A 19,321-nucleotide genomic window follows, 5' to 3' on the forward strand; every position below is an offset into this window, starting at 1 on the left:
GGCGCCCACACGGGCTGAGGCGGCTTTGAGATGGCTTTAATCGTACAGAAATTTGGCGGCACCTCGGTGGGCTCGGTCGAGCGCATCGAGCAGGTGGCCGACAAAGTCAAAAAATTCCGCGAAGCGGGCGATGACCTGGTGATCGTGCTTTCGGCCATGAGCGGCGAGACCAATCGTCTCATCGCGCTGGCCAAACAGATCAATGATCAACCAGTTCCGCGTGAACTGGATGTCATCGTATCCACAGGCGAGCAGGTGACCATCGCGCTGTTGGCGATGGCGCTGATCAAGCGTGGTGTACCCGCGGTTTCCTACACCGGTAATCAGGTTCGTATCCTGACCGACAGCGCGCACAACAAGGCGCGTATTCTGCAAATCGACGATCAGAAAATTCGCGCCGACCTTAAAGCCGGGCGGGTGGTTGTGGTCGCAGGTTTCCAGGGCGTGGACGAGAACGGCAACATCACGACCCTGGGTCGCGGTGGTTCGGACACCACGGGCGTTGCGCTGGCCGCAGCGCTGAAGGCGGACGAATGCCAGATCTACACCGACGTCGATGGTGTCTACACCACTGACCCGCGTGTGGTCTCTTCGGCTCAGCGTCTGGACAAGATCACCTTCGAAGAGATGTTGGAAATGGCCAGCCTCGGTTCCAAGGTGCTGCAGATCCGCGCGGTCGAGTTCGCCGGCAAGTACAACGTCCCGCTGCGCGTATTGCACAGCTTCAAAGAGGGTCCGGGCACCCTCATTACCATCGATGAAGAGGAATCCATGGAACAGCCGATCATTTCTGGCATCGCCTTCAACCGCGACGAAGCCAAGCTGACGATCCGTGGCGTGCCAGACACCCCGGGCGTTGCGTTCAAAATCCTCGGGCCTATCAGCGGCGCGAACATTGAAGTCGATATGATCGTGCAGAATGTTGCGCACGATAACACCACCGACTTCACGTTCACTGTGCACCGTAACGACTACCAGGCTGCCCTGCAGGTACTGGAAAACACCGCCAGTGAAATCGGCGCGCGTGAAGTCAAGGGTGACGCCAAGATTGCCAAGGTTTCCATTGTTGGTGTCGGTATGCGTTCCCACGCAGGCGTTGCCAGCCGTATGTTCGAATCACTGGCCAAGGAAAGCATCAACATCCAGATGATCTCGACGTCGGAGATCAAGGTGTCGGTAGTGATCGAAGAAAAGTACCTGGAGCTGGCTGTGCGTGCGTTGCACACCGCTTTTGAACTGGACGCTCCTCGCCAAGGCGAGTGATGCGTGCAAGGGAGGCGCGAGTTTCGTTCTCGCGCCTTTCGTTTTTTGATGCGCGCAAGAATCTGTTTGTCCCGGCGCCCGTCAATAATCAGGTGTGACCTCTGCTGATTCTGGCTCGGGCCGATGCCTGTTCGTTATGCAGACTGTTGTCCCTGAATGTAAGGCGTGAGGAGAAAGGTATGCTGATTCTGACTCGTCGGTGCGCTGAGAGCCTGATCATTGGTGATGGTGAAATCACAGTGACCGTGCTGGGCGTAAAAGGTAATCAAGTGCGAATCGGGGTCAATGCGCCCAAGGAAGTGGCTGTTCACCGCGAAGAGATTTACCTGCGGATCAAGAAAGAGAAGGATGAGGAACCAAGCCATTAATTTTTATTGAATTTTCGGTTTGCAAACGGGGAAAAGGGTGGTTATTATACGCCCCGTGTTGCGGAGAGCTGGCCGAGTGGCCGAAGGCGCTCCCCTGCTAAGGGAGTACACCTCAAAAGGGTGTCGGGGGTTCGAATCCCCCGTTCTCCGCCATTATTTGCGTAGTACGTTGTTTCTGGCTTGATCCGTAAGTGTTTGAATTTACTGGAAAAAGCGCTTGACCAAAAGATTCGACGGCCTATAATGCGCGGCAACAAATGCACTCGTAGCTCAGCTGGATAGAGTACTCGGCTACGAACCGAGCGGTCACAGGTTCGAATCCTGTCGAGTGCACCATTTAAGAGTTGTTTATAGCAATATAAGCAACTACTTTTGAAAGAGCCTGGCTTCAACAGGTATTAGCTTAACCGCTAATGTTTTACCCAGTGGCGATCTGGTTTAACAAGCACCATCTGCACTCGTAGCTCAGCTGGATAGAGTACTCGGCTACGAACCGAGCGGTCACAGGTTCGAATCCTGTCGAGTGCACCAACAAACGAAAAGCCCGCATGAAAATGCGGGCTTTTTGCTGTCTAGCTTTTTCCTTTTACGCAGCCATATTCGTCGAACGTCACTTGGCTGCTGCGGCCTTTCCTTTCTTTGTACACGTAACGTTCTTCGCCATTGCGGCTGACGATCTTGTCCGGTTTGCCAAGCATGCTTTCTACGTCCCGCTTCGTCATCCCGGCAGGGGTCTTCAGATTAATGATTGCTCGCCTTCTCTGATCGGCGTTCAAGCGATTGCCGCAACCGTCATCATGTTGCCCCACGACAACCACTTCCCGGGGCGCACTGACCTGCGCTTGAGTGCTGCGAGTCATTACCTCAGCAGGCGGCAGATAACTCGCTTGCGTGCCGGGTAGGGCGTTGAACGCTTCCTGGAATTGCAGCGCTTGACCCTCCGGGCAGCCGAGGGTGGTGAAGGTGAGGTTTCCGGCGCCGTCCTCACAGCGATGCACCGTGGTGGCAAGCGCGGCAATTGGCAGCATCAGCAGCGCGCCGAAAATCAACGGGCGATTGGGTAGCATCCTGAGTCCTCCGTGACGATGTCGGGGCAGATTAGTCAGGGGATATTCATGAGGCGAGCGTGTTTTCTTCTCTGGATGTGACGTTGTAGCAATAACGACTCGGACACTGATTAACTTTGTGCTGCAACCGGTTGTTCCAAGGTGAATTTTTAGCGTGCAGTTCAGGCAAGCGGTGTATGATTGCGCCCGTCAGCCCCGCCGGGGCTTATGGAATACCTCCATGGACTTACCCAGTAGTTACTCTGAATTAAGCTGCACCAATCAAGAATCGACTGATTGATCTCTCGGCGTGTTCCACTGCTGGGAGTGGAGTTCGCCTATGACCGAAGTAGAAGTAAAAAAAACGCAGGACAGCCTTCAGGATCGTCTCGCTCAAGTTATCGATTTGCTGCAGCGCCAGCGGGTCGTCGAAGACCTGACGCATCGCCAGGAAGGCCAGCACCAGGATCGTGTTGAAAAACTGGTTCACCGGCAGAATCTCGTAGAGCTGCAACGCAAGCTCGAAGATCTTCACTCTGCCGACGTCGCCTATATTCTCGAAGCGTTACCTCTCGAAGATCGTCTGACGGTTTGGCAGTTGGTCAAAGCTGATCGCGACGGCGACATCCTTCTCGAAGTATCCGATTCCGTTCGTGAAACCCTGATCGCCGACATGGACGATCATGAGTTGCTGGCCGCCGCCAAGGAAATGGACGCGGACGAACTCGCTGACCTTGCGCCTGAACTGCCTCGCGACGTAGTTCACGAATTGATGGAAGCCCTGGACAGCCAGCAGCGCGAACGTGTGCGCTCGGCTTTGTCCTATAACGAAGATCAGGTCGGCGCGCTGATGGACTTCGAGATGGTGACGATTCGCGAGGATGTCAGCCTTGAAGTCGTGCTCCGGTATCTGCGTCGTCTCAAAGAACTGCCGGGCCACACCGACAAGTTGTTCGTCGTCGATTACGATGGCGTGCTCAAGGGTGTGCTGCCGATCAAGCGTCTGTTGGTCAATGACCCGGACAAGCAGGTGGCCGAGGTCATGGCCAATGATCCGGTGAGTTTCCACCCGGATGGTGATGCCTATGAAGCCGCGCAGGCTTTCGAGCGGTATGACCTTATTTCCTCGCCGGTCGTGGACAAGAACGGCAAGCTGATCGGCCGTCTGACCATTGACGAAATGGTCGATCTGATTCGTGAGGAGAGTGAAACAGAAGTCCTCAACATGGCCGGTCTGCGTGAAGAAGAAGATATCTTCGCGTCGGTCTGGCGTTCTCTGCGCAACCGCTGGGCATGGCTGGCTGTGAATCTGGTGACAGCGTTCATCGCCTCGCGGGTAATTGGGCTTTTCGAAGGCTCAATTGAAAAACTGGTGGCACTGGCGGCATTGATGCCTATTGTGGCGGGGATCGGCGGCAACTCCGGGAACCAGACCATCACCATGATCGTGCGGGCGATGGCGCTCGATCAGGTCAGCACGGGCAACACCTCGCGCTTGATGCGCAAAGAGCTGGTCGTGGGTTTGATCAATGGTCTGGTGTGGGGTGGGGTGATTGGTATTGTCGCGTACCTGCTGTACGGCAGTTGGTCGCTGGGCGTGGTGATGACGGCTGCCATGACGCTCAACCTGTTGCTGGCTGCGCTGATGGGCGTGTTGATCCCCATGACCCTGGCACGGCTAGGCCGCGATCCAGCCATGGGCGCCAGTGTGATGATTACTGCTATGACCGACAGTGGAGGATTCTTTATATTCTTGGGTCTGGCTACTATCTTCCTGCTTTGATGCAAGCACAAAAAACCGCCCGTAAAGGCGGTTTTTTGTTATGCGCAGTTTAACTAACCAAATAAATAAGCTACTGCGCGTACAAAAAAGCCAGCTATATGCTGGCTTTTAAGTCTCTGGGTAGCGGCAGCTTATTCGCCGTCGTTAGCCAGGCTGGTGTCGTGAGCAATAAGTGAAACCAAGGCATTCTGTTGGCGATGTGCGAGCTGGCGGAAACGTTGTAGCAGTTCACGTTCGTGCAGCGAAAGCTCAGGGCTATCCAGGCGAAGGGTAGGCTCATCTCCCAGTGCGCCTTCTTGAATCAGGCTTTGTTCCAAACGAGCAATGATTTCCGAGTTCATGCTGCGGTGATGTTGTTTAGCGACGTCCGCGATACGTTCACGCATGCCTTCTGGAAGGCGGACAACAAACTTGTCAGCTGTGCGACTTGAATAATTGGCCTGTTTCATAGGGCTCATATATTTAACCGAATTAGTTCAAAGAGGGAGGCGGTTCTAGCATTGGCCGCAAGATGTCATCCTGTGACTGTCATTTTGGCGAAATGTTCAACCAGCCAACAAATGGGGCCGCCATAATGCATGACTCTGACGGATCCTTGGCGTCAAATCTGTGACAAATATTGAACCAGGTAAAGGCGTTTAGCCAGCACCAAATATCAGAAATGCGGCCCAGTATGCAAAGTTCCTACGCAATGCCAGGCGGGGTCGAACGCCATGATCCCACAGAAAGCGTGCTGTGATGGCTATCTGTCTTCAGCGTAGTGCGTACGTGGAAATTATCGAGTAAGCGGGCAAGAAAGAGACGAAGGGTCTTTTCATGCTAAAGGCGGGGGGGGCCAGGGGCTGATGTTGAACATTAGCGGGCCGGGAAGCTCAAGCTAGACGGTGCGCTCGTTTCCAGATTCGGATCAACGCAGCACAGGATCGAATTTGATCCTTCTTCCTAATACCAAAGCGACGATGAACAGAGCGGAAAAAATGCCCGCAGCCGACTTGACCGCAATGCTGAACACCTCCAAGGACGCCGGGAGCAGTTGATCTACGGCAAGGGCCATGATGGCCAGAATGAAGAACGATACTGCTGCTTTGGACATGGCGCATCCCTTGAGTTTAGTTAGCGTAGCGACCCTTTAGTCAGAACACCCAGCGTTGCGAGCGATCCACGCTGATCGGTGCGTCAGCGTCGTTTGCCAACATGGCATCGGGGCGCTGAACCTGCATCGAAGCAATGCGAGGAGCCTGCTTCATCAGGTAATGAGGTTGAGCCTGAACGGCGACATTCTCGGTTTTGCTGCCATCATCATGGAAGTGGAAAGCTACCAGTGCGACCAGCGCTACGGCGTTCAGCAAGGAGAGTGTCATGTTCATCTCAAGGTACCTTCGCTTAGCTTGGAGTTTGTTCTGAAGGGAATTTCCTACAAAGAGATATTGCACGGTGCATGCCATGTTCATATTTGAAAAAAATCATTAATAATCAGTATGTTATGTCGGTGTTCGAGATGCCGCCCATTGCACATTGCAATGATGTCATATTGGGGTGTTGCAAATTGCACGATGATTTTCTGAACTCTTGCCTCCGGGCGGTGTACTACAGCCATAACAGCCAATGACGACATGACAAAACCATGGCGTGCCGTTAACATGCACGCCGTTCTCTTGGCGCCCCCCCTCAGCGCTAACCTTGTGTCCCAGTAGCTCAATTGGATAGAGCATCCCCCTCCTAAGGGGAAGGCTGGCAGTTCGAACCTGCCCTGGGACACCATATCGCTGCCTGCTTCGACTCCTTGCTTGCCAGCCCCTATAAACACCCCGTGAGCTCAAAGCTCACTCAGAGTGACTCTCCGGTTTTCGCCGTCTCCACGAGCCCGCCCACCACTTCGCAACATTAAGAAAGTTTAATGAGACAGCTGCTGAATTGATTCAGCACCTTCAGCTGCGGTAGGTTGTCGCACCTATAACTATTAGATCGCCTCTTACCGTTCCGTATTGCCTGAAAGGTTAGCCCCCCACCCATGACCGATGATTCTTCCTCGACCCTCTCGCGCAGAGGGCTTTTACGTGGCGCACTGCTGGTCGGCGGCCTCTCGATGCTGCCTTTTTCGCGCAGCGCATTCGCCGCTACCCCCGCCAACGACTTCATGCGTTTATCGCTCCTGCTGACGACCCGTACCACGCTCAGCTCCGAGCAGGGGCAGCGTCTGTTCGATGCGTTGTCGGCCGGTGACGCCAATTTCGCCAGCGGTCTTCAGGCCCTGCAGCAGGCGATCACTGCCGACAATTTCAGCGACATGCATCAGTTCGCTGCATTCGTGAAACGGCATGACCCTCAGGTCAAGAGCACGGCCATGGCCATCATCTCCGGTTGGTACCTGGGTTATACCGGCGAACCCGTCAGCCACAGCAGCGATGACCCGACCCGCTTTGTAGCTTTTCGCGATGCGCTGATGTACCAGCCCACCCTTGATGCCACGGTCATTCCGACCTATTCGCGGGGCAAGACCAATTACTGGGTCAAGCCGCCTGCGACTCTCGCCACTGACTGAGCCTGCGCTCGTGCAGTTGTCTTCGAGGGCCCGGACCGGGTTCGCGTACCGCTATCGATTTGTTGGAAGGTAAAAAATGGCTGTTGAATACGACGCTGATGTCATCGTCATTGGCTCGGGAGCGTTGGGCAGCAACGCTGCTTATGAACTGGCGCGCAAGGGCAAGTCAGTGATCATCCTGGAAGCCGGTGAGCGGATCCCGCGCTGGAAAATCGTCGAGAATTTCCGCAACTCCTCTCGCAAGGGCAACTTCAACGACCCGTACCCCAATGAGCCCTGGGCGCCGACCTCGTTTGCAAAGGGCTATCTAGAAAACACCGGTTCCTTCGACTTGCTGCCCGGCATGCTCAAGCTGGTAGGCGGCACGACCTGGCACTGGGCAGCCGCTACCTGGCGATTCTTGCCCAACGACATGAAGCTCAAGACGCTTTATGGCGTAGGCCGCGACTGGCCGATTTCCTACGATGAGCTGGAGCCGTACTACGTACGCGCCGAACTGGCGATGGGTGTGGCGGGCAGCAACAGTGACGACCAGAGCGGGCATGGCAGTGGCGTGGCTTTTCCGCCGCGATCGGCGCCGTATCCGATCCCGCCCGAAGGCGAAACCTACTACTTCCAGCGCCTCAAGGATCGTATCTCGCCTGAAGGCTATAACTTCATCCACGAGCCCAATGCTCGTACCAACCAGCCTTATGACGGCCGCCCTGCGTGCAGCGGCAACAACAACTGCATGCCGGTGTGTCCGATTGGCGCGATGTACAGCGGCGATGTCCATGCCCGGCATGCGGAAAACTCGGGCGCCAAGCTGCTCACCGATGCGACCGCTTACAAGCTGGAGAAAGGTGAGGGCGGCAAGATCGTCGCCGTGCATTACCGCACTTCAAAAGGCGACGATGTTCGCCTTACCGCGCGCTACTTCATCGTTGCGTGCAACGGCATTGAAACGCCGAAATTGCTGTTGCTTTCAGACGTCGCCAACTCCTCCGATCAGGTCGGTCGCAACCTCATGGATCACACTGGCATGGGCCTTCAGTTCCTTGCCGATGAGCCACTATGGCCTGGCCGGGGACAGGTCCAGCAAGGCGGCATCTTCAACTGGCGCGACGGTGATTTCCGCAAGCGTCACGCGGCCATCAAGCATGCCCTGACCAACATGGTGCCTAACGAAGCAGTGACCCGTCGTCTGCTGTCCCAGGGCGTGGTCGGCGAAGAACTCGACAGCCGCATTCGTCACGATGCCGCGCGCTGGGTGGACATCTCGACGGTGTTTGAAATGCTTCCTCACGCCGGCAATCGGGTCACTCTCAACACCTCGCGCAAGGATGCGCTTGGCATTCCGATGCTTAAAATCAACTACGACGTGGATGACTACGTGAAGGCGGGAAAGGACGTCGCCAAGCGCGACTACGCCAACTTCGTGCGCCTGATGGGCGGCACGGTGGTGGAGGATGAAACCGGCTGGCAGAACCGCGACCACCTGATGGGCGCCGTGATCATGGGCGATGACGCCAAGGATTCGGTCGTCAATGGCGAATGCCGCACCTGGGATCACGACAACCTGTTCCTGGCCACTACCGGAGTCATTCCCGCATCCGGCGTCATCAATCCGACCTTGCCGGGCGTGGCCTTGAGCATTCGTATCGCCGACATCATCGGGCGGGAGCTATGAACATGAAGGTTCTCTCCCTCAGTCTGCTGCTGGCGACCCTGCTCAGCGCCACGATTTCCAGCGCCCAGGCAGCAGATGGCGAACAACAGGCTTTGATCGCGCGGGGCAAATATCTCGCCACGGCAGGTGACTGCCAAGCCTGTCACCGAACCCCGGAAGACGCCAACAAGTTGCCGCTGTCCGGCGGCTATGTGATCGACTCGCCGATGGGCGCGATCATCTCCAGCAACATCACGCCTTCCACGCAGAACGGCATCGGCAATTACAGCGAATCGCAGTTTGCCAGCGCGGTACGTGATGGGGTGAGGGCCGATGGCGCCAATCTGTACCCGGCCATGCCTTATACCGCTTATCGCGGTCTGTCTGACGCTGACATTCATGCGATGTATGCCTACTTCATGCATGGCGTGCAGCCGGTGGATCAGGCGGTGCCCGAGACGAAGCTGGCGTTCCCGTTCAACCAGCGTTGGCTGATGAAGGGCTGGAACCTGCTGTTCCTGCACGGCGAACCCGCAGCCAGCAGTCCCGTGGCTGAGGACAAGATTGCACGCGGCAAGTATCTGGTGGACACCCTTGGTCACTGCGGTTCCTGCCACACGCCGCGCAACGTGTTGATGGCCGAGTCCGGCAGCCAATACCTGGGCGGCGGTTCGGTGGGCGGCTGGTATGCGCCGAACATCACTTCCGACACAGTCAGTGGTATCGGCAACTGGACCCAGGATGAGCTTGCTCAGTACCTGCGCAGCGGCCACGTCGAAGGCAAAGGGCAGGCAGCGGGCGGGATGGCCGAGGCCGTCGAACACAGCCTGCGGCACCTTCAGGACGACGACGTGCAAGCCATGGCGGCGTACCTGAAAACCGTCCCCGCACTGCGCGAAGCCGGGCAGATCGTTCAGCGTTCCGCCGTGCAGGGCAATGCGCAATCCTTGCCCTCGACGCTGGAACCGTTGCCGCCACGCACACCAACCGCTATGACCGATGGCAGCAGCGTCGACGGTGCCCGGTTATACAGCGGCGCGTGCGCCAGCTGTCATCAGCCGGACGGTAAGGGCACTGCGGACCAGTTCTATCCGTCGCTGATGAACAACAGTGCGGTAGGGGATGTGCGTGCCGACAATCTGGTCATGGCAATTGTCGATGGCGTGCATCGCGACACCAACGATTACAAGGTGTCGATGCCAGCGTTCGGCGAGGAGATGAGCAACGAGCAGATTGCTGCAGTCAGCAATTATGTTCTCGAGCACTTCGGCAATCAGGGCGTAAGCGTCACAGCCCACAAAGTGCAGGAGCTGCGCAACGGCGGCCCGGCGCCGCTGTTGATCAAGGCCATGCCTTATCTCTTGGGTTTGGGTGCTGTGGTTGGCTTGCTGCTCGTTATCGCGATTGGCCTATGGTGGCGTCGCCGCTCACGCTGAAGTCTTGTCTTCGTCCATCAACGAAAAACGGCCGCCCACAGCGGCCGTTTTCAATTCTCGTTCGTGCGGCGATGATGTGATCCCTGTCGCTACTCTCGCCTGTGATCCCCTAAGTTTTGCCCCTCGGCTGCCGATAACCGGGATAAGTCGCTGCTGAAAAGATTCTGGTCTTGGGCAGCGGCAATTTCTCTCTTTCCCTGACAGGAATTTCGATGCTGGCGTGGAACAAAAGAAGTTTTCTGATCGTGGATGATTTTTCCGATTTTCGCAGTTCGGTCAGGTCAATGCTGCGCGAGTTGGGCGTTAAGGAAGTGGACACGGCCGACTCAGGCGAGCAAGCCCTGCGCATGTGCGCGCAGAAACGCTATGACTTCATTCTCAACGATTTCAATCTCGGACAGGGCAAGAAGAACGGCCAGCAAGTGCTCGAAGACTTGATGACCGACCGACTGATTAGCCATGAAAGTGTGTTCGTGATGGTGACGGCTGAAAACGGTCAAGCCATGGTCATGAGCGCGCTGGAGTGGGAGCCCGATGCGTACCTCACCAAGCCATTCAACCGCGCTGGTCTGGCGCAGCGGCTGGAAAAGATTGTCCAGCGCAAAGATTTGCTCAAGCCCATTCTGCAGGCGCTCGATCGCCGCAAGCCGGCTGAAGTGTTGGAGGCCTGCGAGCAACTCACGCAGAAAGACCCGCGCTTTACGCCGCTGTGCCTGCGTTATAAGGCCGACGCCTTGCGCGACCTCAATCAGCACGAGGCGCTGGAAGCGTTTCTCAAAACGCTGCTTGCCGACCGTCCACAGCCTTGGGCCTATGCGGCGTTGGGCAAGTTGCTGTTCAAGCTCGCGCGTCATTCAGAAGCGATGGTCGTCTACGAACAAGCGATCAAGGCGTTCCCCATGATGCCGGTGTTGTACGACGGGCTGGCTGATGTGCTGGTTGCCGACGGTGACGCCAAAGGCGCACAGAATGCGCTGGAAGAGGCTGTGCGCCTGTCGCCCTACGCCGTTCGCCGTCAGCGTCTGCTCGGCAAGCTGGCGTTGGCCAACGAGGATTTTGACAGTGCGTCCAAGGCTTACCGGCATGCGGTCGCGCAGGGTCAGTTCTCGCGTTTCAAGGACCCTGAAAGCAATCTCGGTCTGGCGCAATCGCTGATCAACAAAGGCGGGGATCGCGGGCTGGATGCACGTGCGCGCATAGAGATCAATCAGACACTCACCGAAGTCGCCAAAGATCACGCCCAAGACAACGGTCTGCAGGTGCGCACGCGGCTGATGAAGGCCACCAGCGTGAAAGCGTCGGACCCTGAACTGGCCGCCAAACTGATCGAAGAGGCCGTGGCGCGGCTCGACGGCACAGATCAATTCCTCAGCGCGGACGCCGCATTGGCGGTTGCATCGCAGCTTAAGCAATTGGGACAGGACGACATCGGCGCGGGCATTCTCAAGAGCTGCGCTGAGATCTATGGCGACGACCCGGCAGTGATGAAGAGTATTTCCCTGCAGACCAACGATCCACAGATCCTCGGCATCGGCCAAGCCGCCATCGACCTCAATGCCCAAGGCATTCGCAGTTACCGGGCTGGCAATCTGGGTGAGGCTCAGGATCTGTTCCGCCGAGCGCTGGCGTTGCAGCCGAGGAATATCAGCATCGCGTTGAACATGGCGCAATCGCTGCTGCACATCGGTGTGCAAAATCTCGACGCAGCGGCGCTTCAGGAATGCCAGGCCAGCCTCAAGCTGGTTGGCAAGATGCCGGACACCGACTCGCGTTTCGAGCGTTTCAAAAAACTGCGAATCAGGGCGTTCGGGATATGACCAAGCGTGATTCGGGGCTCGACTTTTCGATGGTGATCGCCTCCACCGTCCACGACATGAAGAACTCCCTGGCGAGCCTGATCCATGCCCATGGTCAGTTGCACGCGCAATTGCCGGCTGACCTGCGCAGAACGCCGGAGCAGGGCGTCATCGACTACGAGTTCGCGCACCTCAACGGTATGTTGGTGCAGTTGCTCGGGCTCTACAAACTCGGCATCAACCAGCTACCGTTGCGCCCCGATTACCACGAGCTCGATGACTTCCTGCAAGCGCAGTTGGCGTTGCACGAAGAGGTGCTGAACAGCCGTGGCATCGTCGCCCGGTATGAGGTCGATGCGCTGGCATTGCCGGGCTTTTTCGATCGCGAGTTGATCGCCTCGGTAGTCTCCAATGTGATGGTCAATGCGATTCGCTACGCCCGGAAGCACATCCTGATCAGCGCCGCGCAGGTTGGTGAACAACTGGTCATCAGCGTCAATGACGACGGGGAAGGGTTCGCGCCACACATGATCGAGCAGGACGATTGCGCTCTGGGCATCAACCAAAGCACCGGCAGCACCGGGCTTGGCCTTTACTTCGCTGCGCAAATAGCCGACCAGCATCAGCGCCAAGGTGTACGCGGGCACATCGAAATCGCTAACGGCGGCGTGTTGGGCGGCGGCCTGTTCAGCATCTTTTTGCCGTAAGACCTGGCAGATTGCCGAACGCGCCGCGCCCGCCGGTTCAGTTGTAGACGAAGAATCCCCGCCCGTTTTTACGGCCCAGATAGCCTGCTGCGACCATTTCCTTGAGCAGCGGCGCAGGGCGGTATTTGCTGTCATTGAAGCCGTCATGGAACGCTTCAACGATGGCAAGCAAGGTATCCAGCCCGATCAAGTCAGCCAGTGCCAGCGGGCCTATCGGCTGATTGCAGCCCAGGCGCATGCCGTCGTCGATGTCCTGCGCGGTTGCCAGGCCTTCCTGCAACACCAGAATCGCTTCGTTGATCATCGGTACCAGAATCCGATTGACCACAAAGCCTGGACGATTGCCGGCGGTGATCGCGGTCTTGTTCAAACGCTCTGCCAGTTTGAGCGCGGCCACGTGTGTCGTGTCGGTGGTTTGCAGACCCCGGATGACTTCGATCAGCCCCATCATCGGCACCGGGTTGAAGAAATGCAGGCCGATGAAGCGCTCCGGGTGCGCGACGCTGGCGGCCAATTGAGTGATCGACAGCGATGAGGTGTTGGACGCGATCACGCACTCGGAACTGACGTGCTCGGCAATCTGCTTCAACAGCCGCAGTTTGAGATCTAGGTTTTCGGTGGCGGCTTCGATCACCAGTTGCGCACCGTCCAGTTGTGCGTAATCGGTGGTGCAACGAATGCGCTGTAGCGCTGAAGCGGCGACGTCGGCGGTGATCGTCTGCTTGCTGGTCTGACGATCCAGGTTTTTGCGCACTGTACCGAGGCCACGTTCGAGTGCGGCGTCGGAGATGTCCAGCAGCGTGACGTCAAAACCAGCCAGCGCGCAGACCTGCGCGATGCCGTTGCCCATGGTGCCTGCGCCGATCACGGCAACCTGTTGCATGCTCATGACTGACCCCTCACACGCGTTCGAAGATAACGGCAATGCCCTGACCGCCGCCTATGCACATGGTCACCAATGCGTAGCGGCCCTGAATACGGTGCAGCTCATGGATGGCCTTGGTGGCGATGATCGCGCCCGTCGCACCGACCGGATGCCCCAGGGAAATACCCGAACCGTTGGGGTTGACCTTGGCCGGATCAAATCCCAGTTCGCGAGCCACTGCGCAGGCTTGCGCAGCGAAAGCTTCGTTGGACTCGATGACGTCCAGGTCGGCAACCGTCAGGCCTGCACGCTCCAGCACTTTGCGGCTGGCCGGAATCGGGCCCAGCCCCATCATGGCCGGGTCCACGCCTGCGTGGGCATAGGCCACCAATCGTGCCATCGGCTTGAGACCATGTTCGCGAACCATATCGCCATTGGCCATGACCAGTGCGGCGGCGCCATCGTTGAGCCCGGAAGCGTTGCCGGCGGTCACAGTGCCGTCTTTTTTGAACGCGGTTTTCATCTTCGCCAGTTGTTCGGCGCTGACATCGCCGCGTACGTGTTCGTCCTCCGAGAACGACACCGGGCCTTTACGCGTTGGTACTTCGATCGGCACGATCTGGCTCTCGAAACGCCCTTCGGCGATGGCATGCGCGGCGCGCTGCTGGCTGGTCAGCGCCAGGGCATCCTGATCGGCGCGGGTGATGCCGTAGTGTTCGGCGATGTTCTCGGCAGTGATGCCCATGTGAATGTTGGCGAAGGGGTCATGCAGGGCGCCGAGCATGTAGTCCAGCGCCTGAATGTTGCCCATGCGCGCGCCCCAGCGGGCCTGCGGCATGATGTACGCGCCACGGCTCATGGATTCGGCGCCGCCAGCGAGTACGGCCTTGGCGTCACCGAGCATCAATGATTGGGCGGCGGAAACGATGGCTTGCAGCCCGGAGCCGCACAGGCGGTTGACGTTGAACGCCGGGGTTTCCTTGGTCAGGCCGGCTTCGAGGGCGATGACCCGTGACAGGTAAGCATCGCGTACTTCGGTGGGGATGACATGGCCCATGACGACATGGCCGATGTGCTCGGCGGCGAGGCCGGATTGGGCGAGTGCGGCGCGACTGACCTGAGTGCCCAGTTCGATGGGCGAAACGTCCTTGAGCGATCCGCCAAAAGCGCCGATGGCGGTGCGCAATGCGCTGACGACGAAGACGTCGGTGGTCTGGGTGGCAGGGGTGCTCATGTCGACTCCAAGGTGCTTGAAATTATTGTGTCTGAAGAGGCCGGCGCCGGGCAGCGCGGTCGTGATAGTGAGCAAGTCTAGATCCCACCGCTGACCATGGCCTATGCCGAAACTGTCCAGATGTGCTGGCGTTCTTTACCATGGACGAATGCAAACCCCCGCCCAGTTGGCTCCTACAGGTTCAGATGCGTATTCACCTGTTACTGATCACCTGTAGGAGCGAACTTGTTCGCGAGGCTATGGAATTGAATACACCCGATGCATCCTCTCGCCAACAAGTTGGCTCCTACAGGGTCAGGTACGGATTCACCGGTTTACCTGACGATAAATCACCTGTGGGAACGGGTATTCGATGCGTAAGCATTCCTCGTCGGAATGGCGAATGTCTTCAAAAAGGAAAAGCAGTTCATGCGGGAAAAGGATTCGGTCTCGATCTACTTCGTCCAACTGATCGTGCATGCGTTGCGTGATGAGCCCTTGCGCCTGCAATCAGTATTAGACGCAGCAGGCATCGACATGGCGCTGCTGGACGATCCCGCCGCTCGGGTCTCGGCGTCCGCATTCGCGGCGTTGTGGCTGATTCAGATCAAAGAACTGAACGACGAATTTTTTGACCTGGATTCCCACGGCATGCCGCTGGGCAGTTTCGCCCTGATCTGCCGCGGCTTGATTCAGGAGCCCAATCTGGAGAAAGCCCTGCGCCAGTGCCTGGCGAACTTTGGCCTGTTCCTGCGGGATTTTCGCGGCAGTCTGGTGGTGCGCGGCCAGCGCGCAATCATCGCTGTGGACACTCACTGTGATGACCCGATCAAACAGCGCTTTGGCGAAGAAACCTTCCTGCTATTGATGATCAGTCTGCTCTGCTGGGTCGGCGGGCGACGTATCAGCATTGACCGCGCGCAGTTTCGCCATACCCGCGAGCGCCTTAGCGATGATTCGCTGCTGTGGGGTTTCAACCTGAGCTTCGGGGCCGACAAGACCGAGATCGAATTCTCCAGCCATTACCTGCGCATGCCCGTGGTGCAAACACTGCCCACGCTGAAAACCTTTCTGCGCACCGCGCCCCAGTGGCTCGTTATCCGCTTTCGTAACCAGCGAGGCCTGGCAGCCCAGGTGTATCAGCGACTGCGCGCCCGTCATTACGGACATTGGCCGACGCTGCTGGAAATGGCCGATGAACTCAAACTGAGCCCCACCACGTTCCGACGCCGTCTGGAGCGAGAGGGTTGCGCGTTTCAGGGGATCAAAGATGACGTGCGGCGCGGCATTGCCCAGCAGAAACTGCGCGAAACCGACTTGAGCGTGGTGGACATCGCCGCTCTTGTCGGCTTTCAGGAACCCAGCGCCTTTCACCGCGCGTTCAAAAAATGGACGGGGGAAAGCCCGGGGCATTACCGGGCGGGGCGCATTCCCCCTCCGTCGGCAATACAGGAAAGTTCGGCCAAGCGCTGAAGCGAGATCGGCCAACGGTGATGACTGCGCTTGATATTCCGAACGCCTGATGCTTATTTTGTACGCCTCGCCGCTGAGCGGCCTGTGTAACGACAAAGGACTTGAGTCATGAGCAGCGATGGCCACATCTCACTCGCGCAGCGATTGATGGGCATTGATGAAATTGAATGCGTCACGCCTGATCTCAACGGTGTGCCGCGAGGCAAGGTGATGACTGCCGAGGGTTTCCTCGAAGGTCGTCGACTGCAACTGGCACGTGGGGTGCTGTTGCAATGCATCATGGGCGGTTACCCACCGGCTAAATTCTACGGCAGTGATGACGGCGATCTGGCACTGGTGGCCGACCCTGCGCAGGTCCATCGGCTGCCCTGGAGCACCGAGCCCAGGGCGCTGGCGATTTGCGACGCCGACGAGCTGGAAGGGGGCAGCTCCAATCTGTCCACCCGGGGGCAGCTCAAGAAAGTCATTGCCGGCTACGCAGCCCTCGGATTGGCTCCGGTAGTTGCCACCGAGCTTGAGTTCTTTGTGTTCGCGCCCAATCCTGATCCGACCCAGCCCTTCAAACCGCCGGTGGGCCTGGATGGTCGTCGCGAGGAGGGCCACAGCGCTTTCAGCGTCAACTCCAACAACGGCTTGCGGCCGTTTTTCAGCGAAGTCTACAAATGCATGGCCGCGCTGGGTTTGCCTCGCGACACGTTCATGCACGAGATGGGTGTCAGTCAGTTCGAAATCAATCTGCTGCACGGCGATCCGCTGCTGCTGGCCGATCAGACTTTTCTGTTCAAGCACTTGCTCAAGGAAGTCGCCCTCAAGCACGGCCTGACCGTCGTCTGCATGGCCAAGCCCCTGGCGCACACGCCGGGCAGCTCCATGCATATTCATCAGAGCGTGGTGGATGCCGCGACCGGCGAGAACGTCTTCAGTGACGCCAACGGCGAACCGACGGCGATGTTTCGTCACTTCATCGGTGGTCAGCAAGCGGCGATGGCGGATTTCACGGCTTTATTTGCACCGAACGTCAATTCTTACCAGCGCCTGTGTCATCCTTTCGCGTCACCGAACAATGCCTGCTGGTCCCACGACAATCGTGCGGCCGGTTTACGCATTCCAGCCAGCGCGCCGGTGGCCAGGCGGGTGGAAAATCGCCTGCCCGGCGCCGATGCCAACCCGTATCTGGCGATCGCGGCGAGTCTGGCGGCCGGTTTGTATGGCATCGAGCACACGCTTGAGCCGTCCGAGCAGATTCAGGGGGAGTTTCTGGTGCCGGACCATTTGTCGCTGCCATGTACCTTGCACGCGGCGCTTGAACGTCTGAAACGCAGTCAACTGGCCAAGGAACTGTTCGGTTCCGAGTTCATCGAAGGCTACGTCGCATCGAAGACCCTGGAACTGACCAGTTTCTTCGATGAAATCACTCCCTGGGAGCGTCGCGTTCTGGCGGCTCAGGCTTAAGAACCGTTGTTCGTCCTCTCCTGATGAGAGGACGATTTTGGAACACTGATGCGCCAAATCTGGAAGTCCTTTCGAGCGCTGTATTTTGCCTCGCTGATGATGTTGATCGGCTCGGGCCTGTTGAGTACCTACCTGGCGTTGCGTCTGGCGGCTGATCAGGTTGACGGCCTGTGGGTCGGTGCGCTGATGGCGGCCAACTACGTGGGCCTGGCCTTGGGTGGAAAAATCGGTCACCGACTGATTGGCCGCGTCGGGCATATTCGTGCGTACGCGACGTGTGCCGGTATCGTCGGCGCGGCGGTCCTTGGGCACGGATTGATCAACTACCTGCCGGCCTGGATCTTCCTGCGGATGATTGTTGGTCTGGGCATGATGTGCCAGTACATGGTCATCGAAAGCTGGCTCAACGAGCAGGCTTCGCCCAAACAGCGTGGTCTGGTGTTTAGCGCCTACATGATTGCCTCTTATCTGGGGTTGGTGCTGGGTCAGTTGATTCTGGTGATCCATCCCCAACTGGGCCTGGAACTGCTGATGCTGGTGGCGCTGTGTTTTGCGCTGTGCCTGGTGCCGGTGGCCATGACCCGCAGCATTCACCCGGCGCCGATGCGTCCCGCGCCGCTTGAGCCGTTGTTCTTCATGCGACGGGTGCCGCAGTCGCTGACCACCGTTTTCAGTGCCGGTCTGATCATCGGTTCGTTCTACGGTCTGGCGCCGTTATATGCCGCGCAACAAGGCCTGACCACCGAGCACATCGGTGTGTTCATGGGCTGCTGCATTGGCGCGGGACTGTTGGTGCAATGGCCGCTGGGCTGGCTATCGGACCGCTACGACCGGGCCTGGTTGATTCGTGGAGTGGCCGGGCTGTTGGTGCTGGCATCGCTGCCGCTGGCTATTTTCCCGGACGTGCCGATCGAAGTGCTGTTTTCGGTGGGGTTTGCCGCCTCGCTGTTGCAGTTCTCGCTGTACCCGCTGGCGGTGGCGTTCTCCAACGACCACGTCGAAGGCGAGCGTCGCGTGTCGCTGACCGCGATGTTGCTGATGACCTACGGCGTAGGCGCGAGTATCGGGCCGCTGGCCTCGGGCGTGCTGATGAAGATGTTTGGCAGCAACATGCTTTACGCCTTCGTTTGCTTCACGGCGTTGATCCTCACCCTGAGAATTCGTCCGAAGGCCGTCACCAATCTGCACCAGGTCGAAGACGCGCCGCTGCACCACATCGCCATGCCGGACAGCATGTCCAGCTCGCCGTTGGTGGTTGCCCTCGATCCACGTGTGGATGAGCAGGTCGTGCAGGACCAGATGCAGACCACCGCGGAGCCAGAAGCCGAGACGACCGGAGAACCGGGAGCTGCGGAGCAGTCGGAAGCTGAAGCGCCGCTCAGTGACGACTACATGGCGCCCGCAACCTCGGAAGAAGCCAGCACCGAGCCCCAGCCCGCACGGCCAAACCCCGCCCATGAAGCGTCCCACGATCTGGGTATTGATCGACCAATGTAAAGAAGCGTTGGCTCGGTCAGAAGCAATCGCGACAACGACGCAAGCCCTGTAGGGGCGAACTTGTTCGCGAGGGCGCGCGCAGCGGGCCTGAAGTCAAGCGACCGGAACCGGATCATTTGCTGCCGCTTCGCGCCAGATCGCCTGCAAGCAAGGCTCCTACGCCTTCGGCAGAAACGGATCGCGAGCAAGCCACGCGCTTGGACAGAAGCGGATCGCGAGCAAGCCACGCGCT

The 19,321-nt window shown here is 58.2% G+C and carries 17 protein-coding genes and 4 tRNA genes; 15 read left to right on the forward strand and 6 right to left on the reverse strand.

The genetic code is table 11. From position 1 onward, the window contains the following. Window positions 1-30 precede the first annotated feature (30 nt). From ACWKV9_RS17395 to ACWKV9_RS17415, 5 genes are all read left to right on the forward strand, one after another. The gene (locus ACWKV9_RS17395; protein WP_483837376.1) at window positions 31-1,263 is read left to right on the forward strand and encodes an aspartate kinase; all 1,233 of its coding nucleotides are present in this window, start codon (window positions 31-33) and stop codon (window positions 1,261-1,263) included. Window positions 1,264-1,442: 179 nt separating this feature from the next. Beyond that, on the forward strand, window positions 1,443-1,631 hold the full coding sequence (csrA, locus tag ACWKV9_RS17400; RefSeq protein ID WP_002554426.1) for a carbon storage regulator CsrA: 189 nt from the start codon (window positions 1,443-1,445) through the stop codon (window positions 1,629-1,631). Between the two features lie 62 nt (window positions 1,632-1,693). Beyond that, window positions 1,694-1,784, forward strand: a tRNA-Ser gene (locus ACWKV9_RS17405). A gap of 106 nt (window positions 1,785-1,890) precedes the next feature. Then, a tRNA-Arg gene (locus ACWKV9_RS17410) sits at window positions 1,891-1,967 on the forward strand. Window positions 1,968-2,085: 118 nt separating this feature from the next. After that, window positions 2,086-2,162: transfer RNA gene (locus ACWKV9_RS17415), tRNA-Arg, on the forward strand. Window positions 2,163-2,203: 41 nt separating this feature from the next. Here the strand turns inward: ACWKV9_RS17415 and ACWKV9_RS17420 are convergent. Next, a complete protein-coding gene (locus ACWKV9_RS17420) occupies window positions 2,204-2,698 on the reverse strand; it encodes a cell envelope protein SmpA (protein ID WP_483837377.1) in 495 nt (164 codons plus the stop codon). A 319-nt stretch (window positions 2,699-3,017) separates the two neighbouring features. Here ACWKV9_RS17420 and mgtE point away from each other — a divergent pair, with 319 nt between their 5' ends. After that, window positions 3,018-4,460 carry a magnesium transporter gene (mgtE, locus tag ACWKV9_RS17425; protein WP_483837378.1) on the forward strand — a complete coding sequence of 481 codons (1,443 nt, stop codon included), beginning with the start codon at window positions 3,018-3,020 and terminating at the stop codon, window positions 4,458-4,460. 131 nt (window positions 4,461-4,591) lie between these two features. Here the strand turns inward: mgtE and ACWKV9_RS17430 are convergent, their stop codons facing one another. From ACWKV9_RS17430 to ACWKV9_RS17440, 3 genes are all read right to left on the reverse strand, one after another. Then, on the reverse strand, window positions 4,592-4,918 hold the full coding sequence (locus tag ACWKV9_RS17430; protein ID WP_483837379.1) for an Arc family DNA-binding protein: 327 nt from the start codon (window positions 4,916-4,918) through the stop codon (window positions 4,592-4,594). Window positions 4,919-5,367: 449 nt separating this feature from the next. Then, window positions 5,368-5,553, reverse strand: a complete 186-nt coding sequence (locus ACWKV9_RS17435; protein ID WP_483837380.1) for a PA3371 family protein — start codon at window positions 5,551-5,553, stop codon at window positions 5,368-5,370. Window positions 5,554-5,593: 40 nt separating this feature from the next. Continuing rightward, on the reverse strand, window positions 5,594-5,821 hold the full coding sequence (locus ACWKV9_RS17440) for a hypothetical protein (protein WP_483837381.1): 228 nt from the start codon (window positions 5,819-5,821) through the stop codon (window positions 5,594-5,596). 323 nt (window positions 5,822-6,144) lie between these two features. Between ACWKV9_RS17440 and ACWKV9_RS17445 the strand changes: the two genes are divergently transcribed. From ACWKV9_RS17445 to ACWKV9_RS17470, 6 genes are all read left to right on the forward strand, one after another. Further along, window positions 6,145-6,221 (forward strand) — tRNA-Arg (locus ACWKV9_RS17445). Between the two features lie 250 nt (window positions 6,222-6,471). Next, window positions 6,472-7,002 carry a sugar dehydrogenase complex small subunit gene (locus ACWKV9_RS17450; protein ID WP_483837382.1) on the forward strand — a complete coding sequence of 177 codons (531 nt, stop codon included), beginning with the start codon at window positions 6,472-6,474 and terminating at the stop codon, window positions 7,000-7,002. Between the two features lie 76 nt (window positions 7,003-7,078). Beyond that, complete coding sequence (locus ACWKV9_RS17455; protein WP_483837383.1) at window positions 7,079-8,671, forward strand: GMC family oxidoreductase; 1,593 nt, start codon at window positions 7,079-7,081, stop codon at window positions 8,669-8,671. Between the two features lie 2 nt (window positions 8,672-8,673). After that, the gene (locus ACWKV9_RS17460) at window positions 8,674-10,086 is read left to right on the forward strand and encodes a c-type cytochrome (protein WP_483837384.1); all 1,413 of its coding nucleotides are present in this window, start codon (window positions 8,674-8,676) and stop codon (window positions 10,084-10,086) included. A gap of 212 nt (window positions 10,087-10,298) precedes the next feature. Beyond that, entirely contained in the window at window positions 10,299-11,903 is a 1,605-nt protein-coding gene (locus tag ACWKV9_RS17465) for a response regulator (protein ID WP_483837385.1), read from the forward strand. Continuing rightward, entirely contained in the window at window positions 11,900-12,589 is a 690-nt protein-coding gene (locus tag ACWKV9_RS17470; protein WP_483837386.1) for a sensor histidine kinase, read from the forward strand. The genes ACWKV9_RS17465 and ACWKV9_RS17470 overlap by 4 nt, the downstream gene beginning before the upstream one ends. 37 nt (window positions 12,590-12,626) lie before the next feature. On the opposite strand, the gene ACWKV9_RS17475 is transcribed toward ACWKV9_RS17470, so the two are convergent. Continuing rightward, entirely contained in the window at window positions 12,627-13,478 is an 852-nt protein-coding gene (locus ACWKV9_RS17475) for a 3-hydroxybutyryl-CoA dehydrogenase (protein ID WP_483837387.1), read from the reverse strand. Between the two features lie 10 nt (window positions 13,479-13,488). Beyond that, window positions 13,489-14,688, reverse strand: a complete 1,200-nt coding sequence (locus ACWKV9_RS17480) for an acetyl-CoA C-acyltransferase family protein (RefSeq protein ID WP_483837388.1) — start codon at window positions 14,686-14,688, stop codon at window positions 13,489-13,491. Between the two features lie 408 nt (window positions 14,689-15,096). On the opposite strand from ACWKV9_RS17480, the gene ACWKV9_RS17485 reads away from it, so the two are divergent. The 3 genes from ACWKV9_RS17485 (at window position 15,097) to ACWKV9_RS17495 (ending at window position 19,089) form a co-directional block, all read left to right on the forward strand. Continuing rightward, window positions 15,097-16,140 (forward strand): AraC family transcriptional regulator, encoded by a 1,044-nt coding sequence (locus ACWKV9_RS17485; protein ID WP_483837389.1) that lies wholly within the window; start codon window positions 15,097-15,099, stop codon window positions 16,138-16,140. 210 nt (window positions 16,141-16,350) lie between these two features. Beyond that, window positions 16,351-17,592, forward strand: a complete 1,242-nt coding sequence (locus ACWKV9_RS17490) for a glutamine synthetase family protein (RefSeq protein ID WP_483837541.1) — start codon at window positions 16,351-16,353, stop codon at window positions 17,590-17,592. A 48-nt stretch (window positions 17,593-17,640) separates the two neighbouring features. Continuing rightward, window positions 17,641-19,089, forward strand: coding sequence for an MFS transporter (locus tag ACWKV9_RS17495; protein WP_483837390.1), 1,449 nt, complete (start codon window positions 17,641-17,643; stop codon window positions 19,087-19,089). Window positions 19,090-19,321: the final 232 nt, after the last annotated feature.

This window comes from Pseudomonas corni, from assembly GCF_057128765.1.

Excerpts from the sequence above, each read along its gene's own strand:
- ACWKV9_RS17395 (WP_483837376.1), top strand. The coding sequence starts at position 31 with ATGGCTTTAATCGTACAGAAATTTGGCGGCACCTCGGTGGGCTCGGTC.
- csrA (WP_002554426.1), top strand. The coding sequence starts at position 1,443 with ATGCTGATTCTGACTCGTCGGTGCGCTGAGAGCCTGATCATTGGTGAT.
- ACWKV9_RS17420 (WP_483837377.1), bottom strand. The coding sequence starts at position 2,698 with ATGCTACCCAATCGCCCGTTGATTTTCGGCGCGCTGCTGATGCTGCCA.
- mgtE (WP_483837378.1), top strand. The coding sequence starts at position 3,018 with ATGACCGAAGTAGAAGTAAAAAAAACGCAGGACAGCCTTCAGGATCGT.
- ACWKV9_RS17430 (WP_483837379.1), bottom strand. The coding sequence starts at position 4,918 with ATGAGCCCTATGAAACAGGCCAATTATTCAAGTCGCACAGCTGACAAG.
- ACWKV9_RS17435 (WP_483837380.1), bottom strand. The coding sequence starts at position 5,553 with ATGTCCAAAGCAGCAGTATCGTTCTTCATTCTGGCCATCATGGCCCTT.
- ACWKV9_RS17440 (WP_483837381.1), bottom strand. The coding sequence starts at position 5,821 with ATGACACTCTCCTTGCTGAACGCCGTAGCGCTGGTCGCACTGGTAGCT.
- ACWKV9_RS17450 (WP_483837382.1), top strand. The coding sequence starts at position 6,472 with ATGACCGATGATTCTTCCTCGACCCTCTCGCGCAGAGGGCTTTTACGT.
- ACWKV9_RS17455 (WP_483837383.1), top strand. The coding sequence starts at position 7,079 with ATGGCTGTTGAATACGACGCTGATGTCATCGTCATTGGCTCGGGAGCG.
- ACWKV9_RS17460 (WP_483837384.1), top strand. The coding sequence starts at position 8,674 with ATGAAGGTTCTCTCCCTCAGTCTGCTGCTGGCGACCCTGCTCAGCGCC.
- ACWKV9_RS17465 (WP_483837385.1), top strand. The coding sequence starts at position 10,299 with ATGCTGGCGTGGAACAAAAGAAGTTTTCTGATCGTGGATGATTTTTCC.
- ACWKV9_RS17470 (WP_483837386.1), top strand. The coding sequence starts at position 11,900 with ATGACCAAGCGTGATTCGGGGCTCGACTTTTCGATGGTGATCGCCTCC.
- ACWKV9_RS17475 (WP_483837387.1), bottom strand. The coding sequence starts at position 13,478 with ATGAGCATGCAACAGGTTGCCGTGATCGGCGCAGGCACCATGGGCAAC.
- ACWKV9_RS17480 (WP_483837388.1), bottom strand. The coding sequence starts at position 14,688 with ATGAGCACCCCTGCCACCCAGACCACCGACGTCTTCGTCGTCAGCGCA.
- ACWKV9_RS17485 (WP_483837389.1), top strand. The coding sequence starts at position 15,097 with ATGCGGGAAAAGGATTCGGTCTCGATCTACTTCGTCCAACTGATCGTG.
- ACWKV9_RS17490 (WP_483837541.1), top strand. The coding sequence starts at position 16,351 with ATGACTGCCGAGGGTTTCCTCGAAGGTCGTCGACTGCAACTGGCACGT.
- ACWKV9_RS17495 (WP_483837390.1), top strand. The coding sequence starts at position 17,641 with ATGCGCCAAATCTGGAAGTCCTTTCGAGCGCTGTATTTTGCCTCGCTG.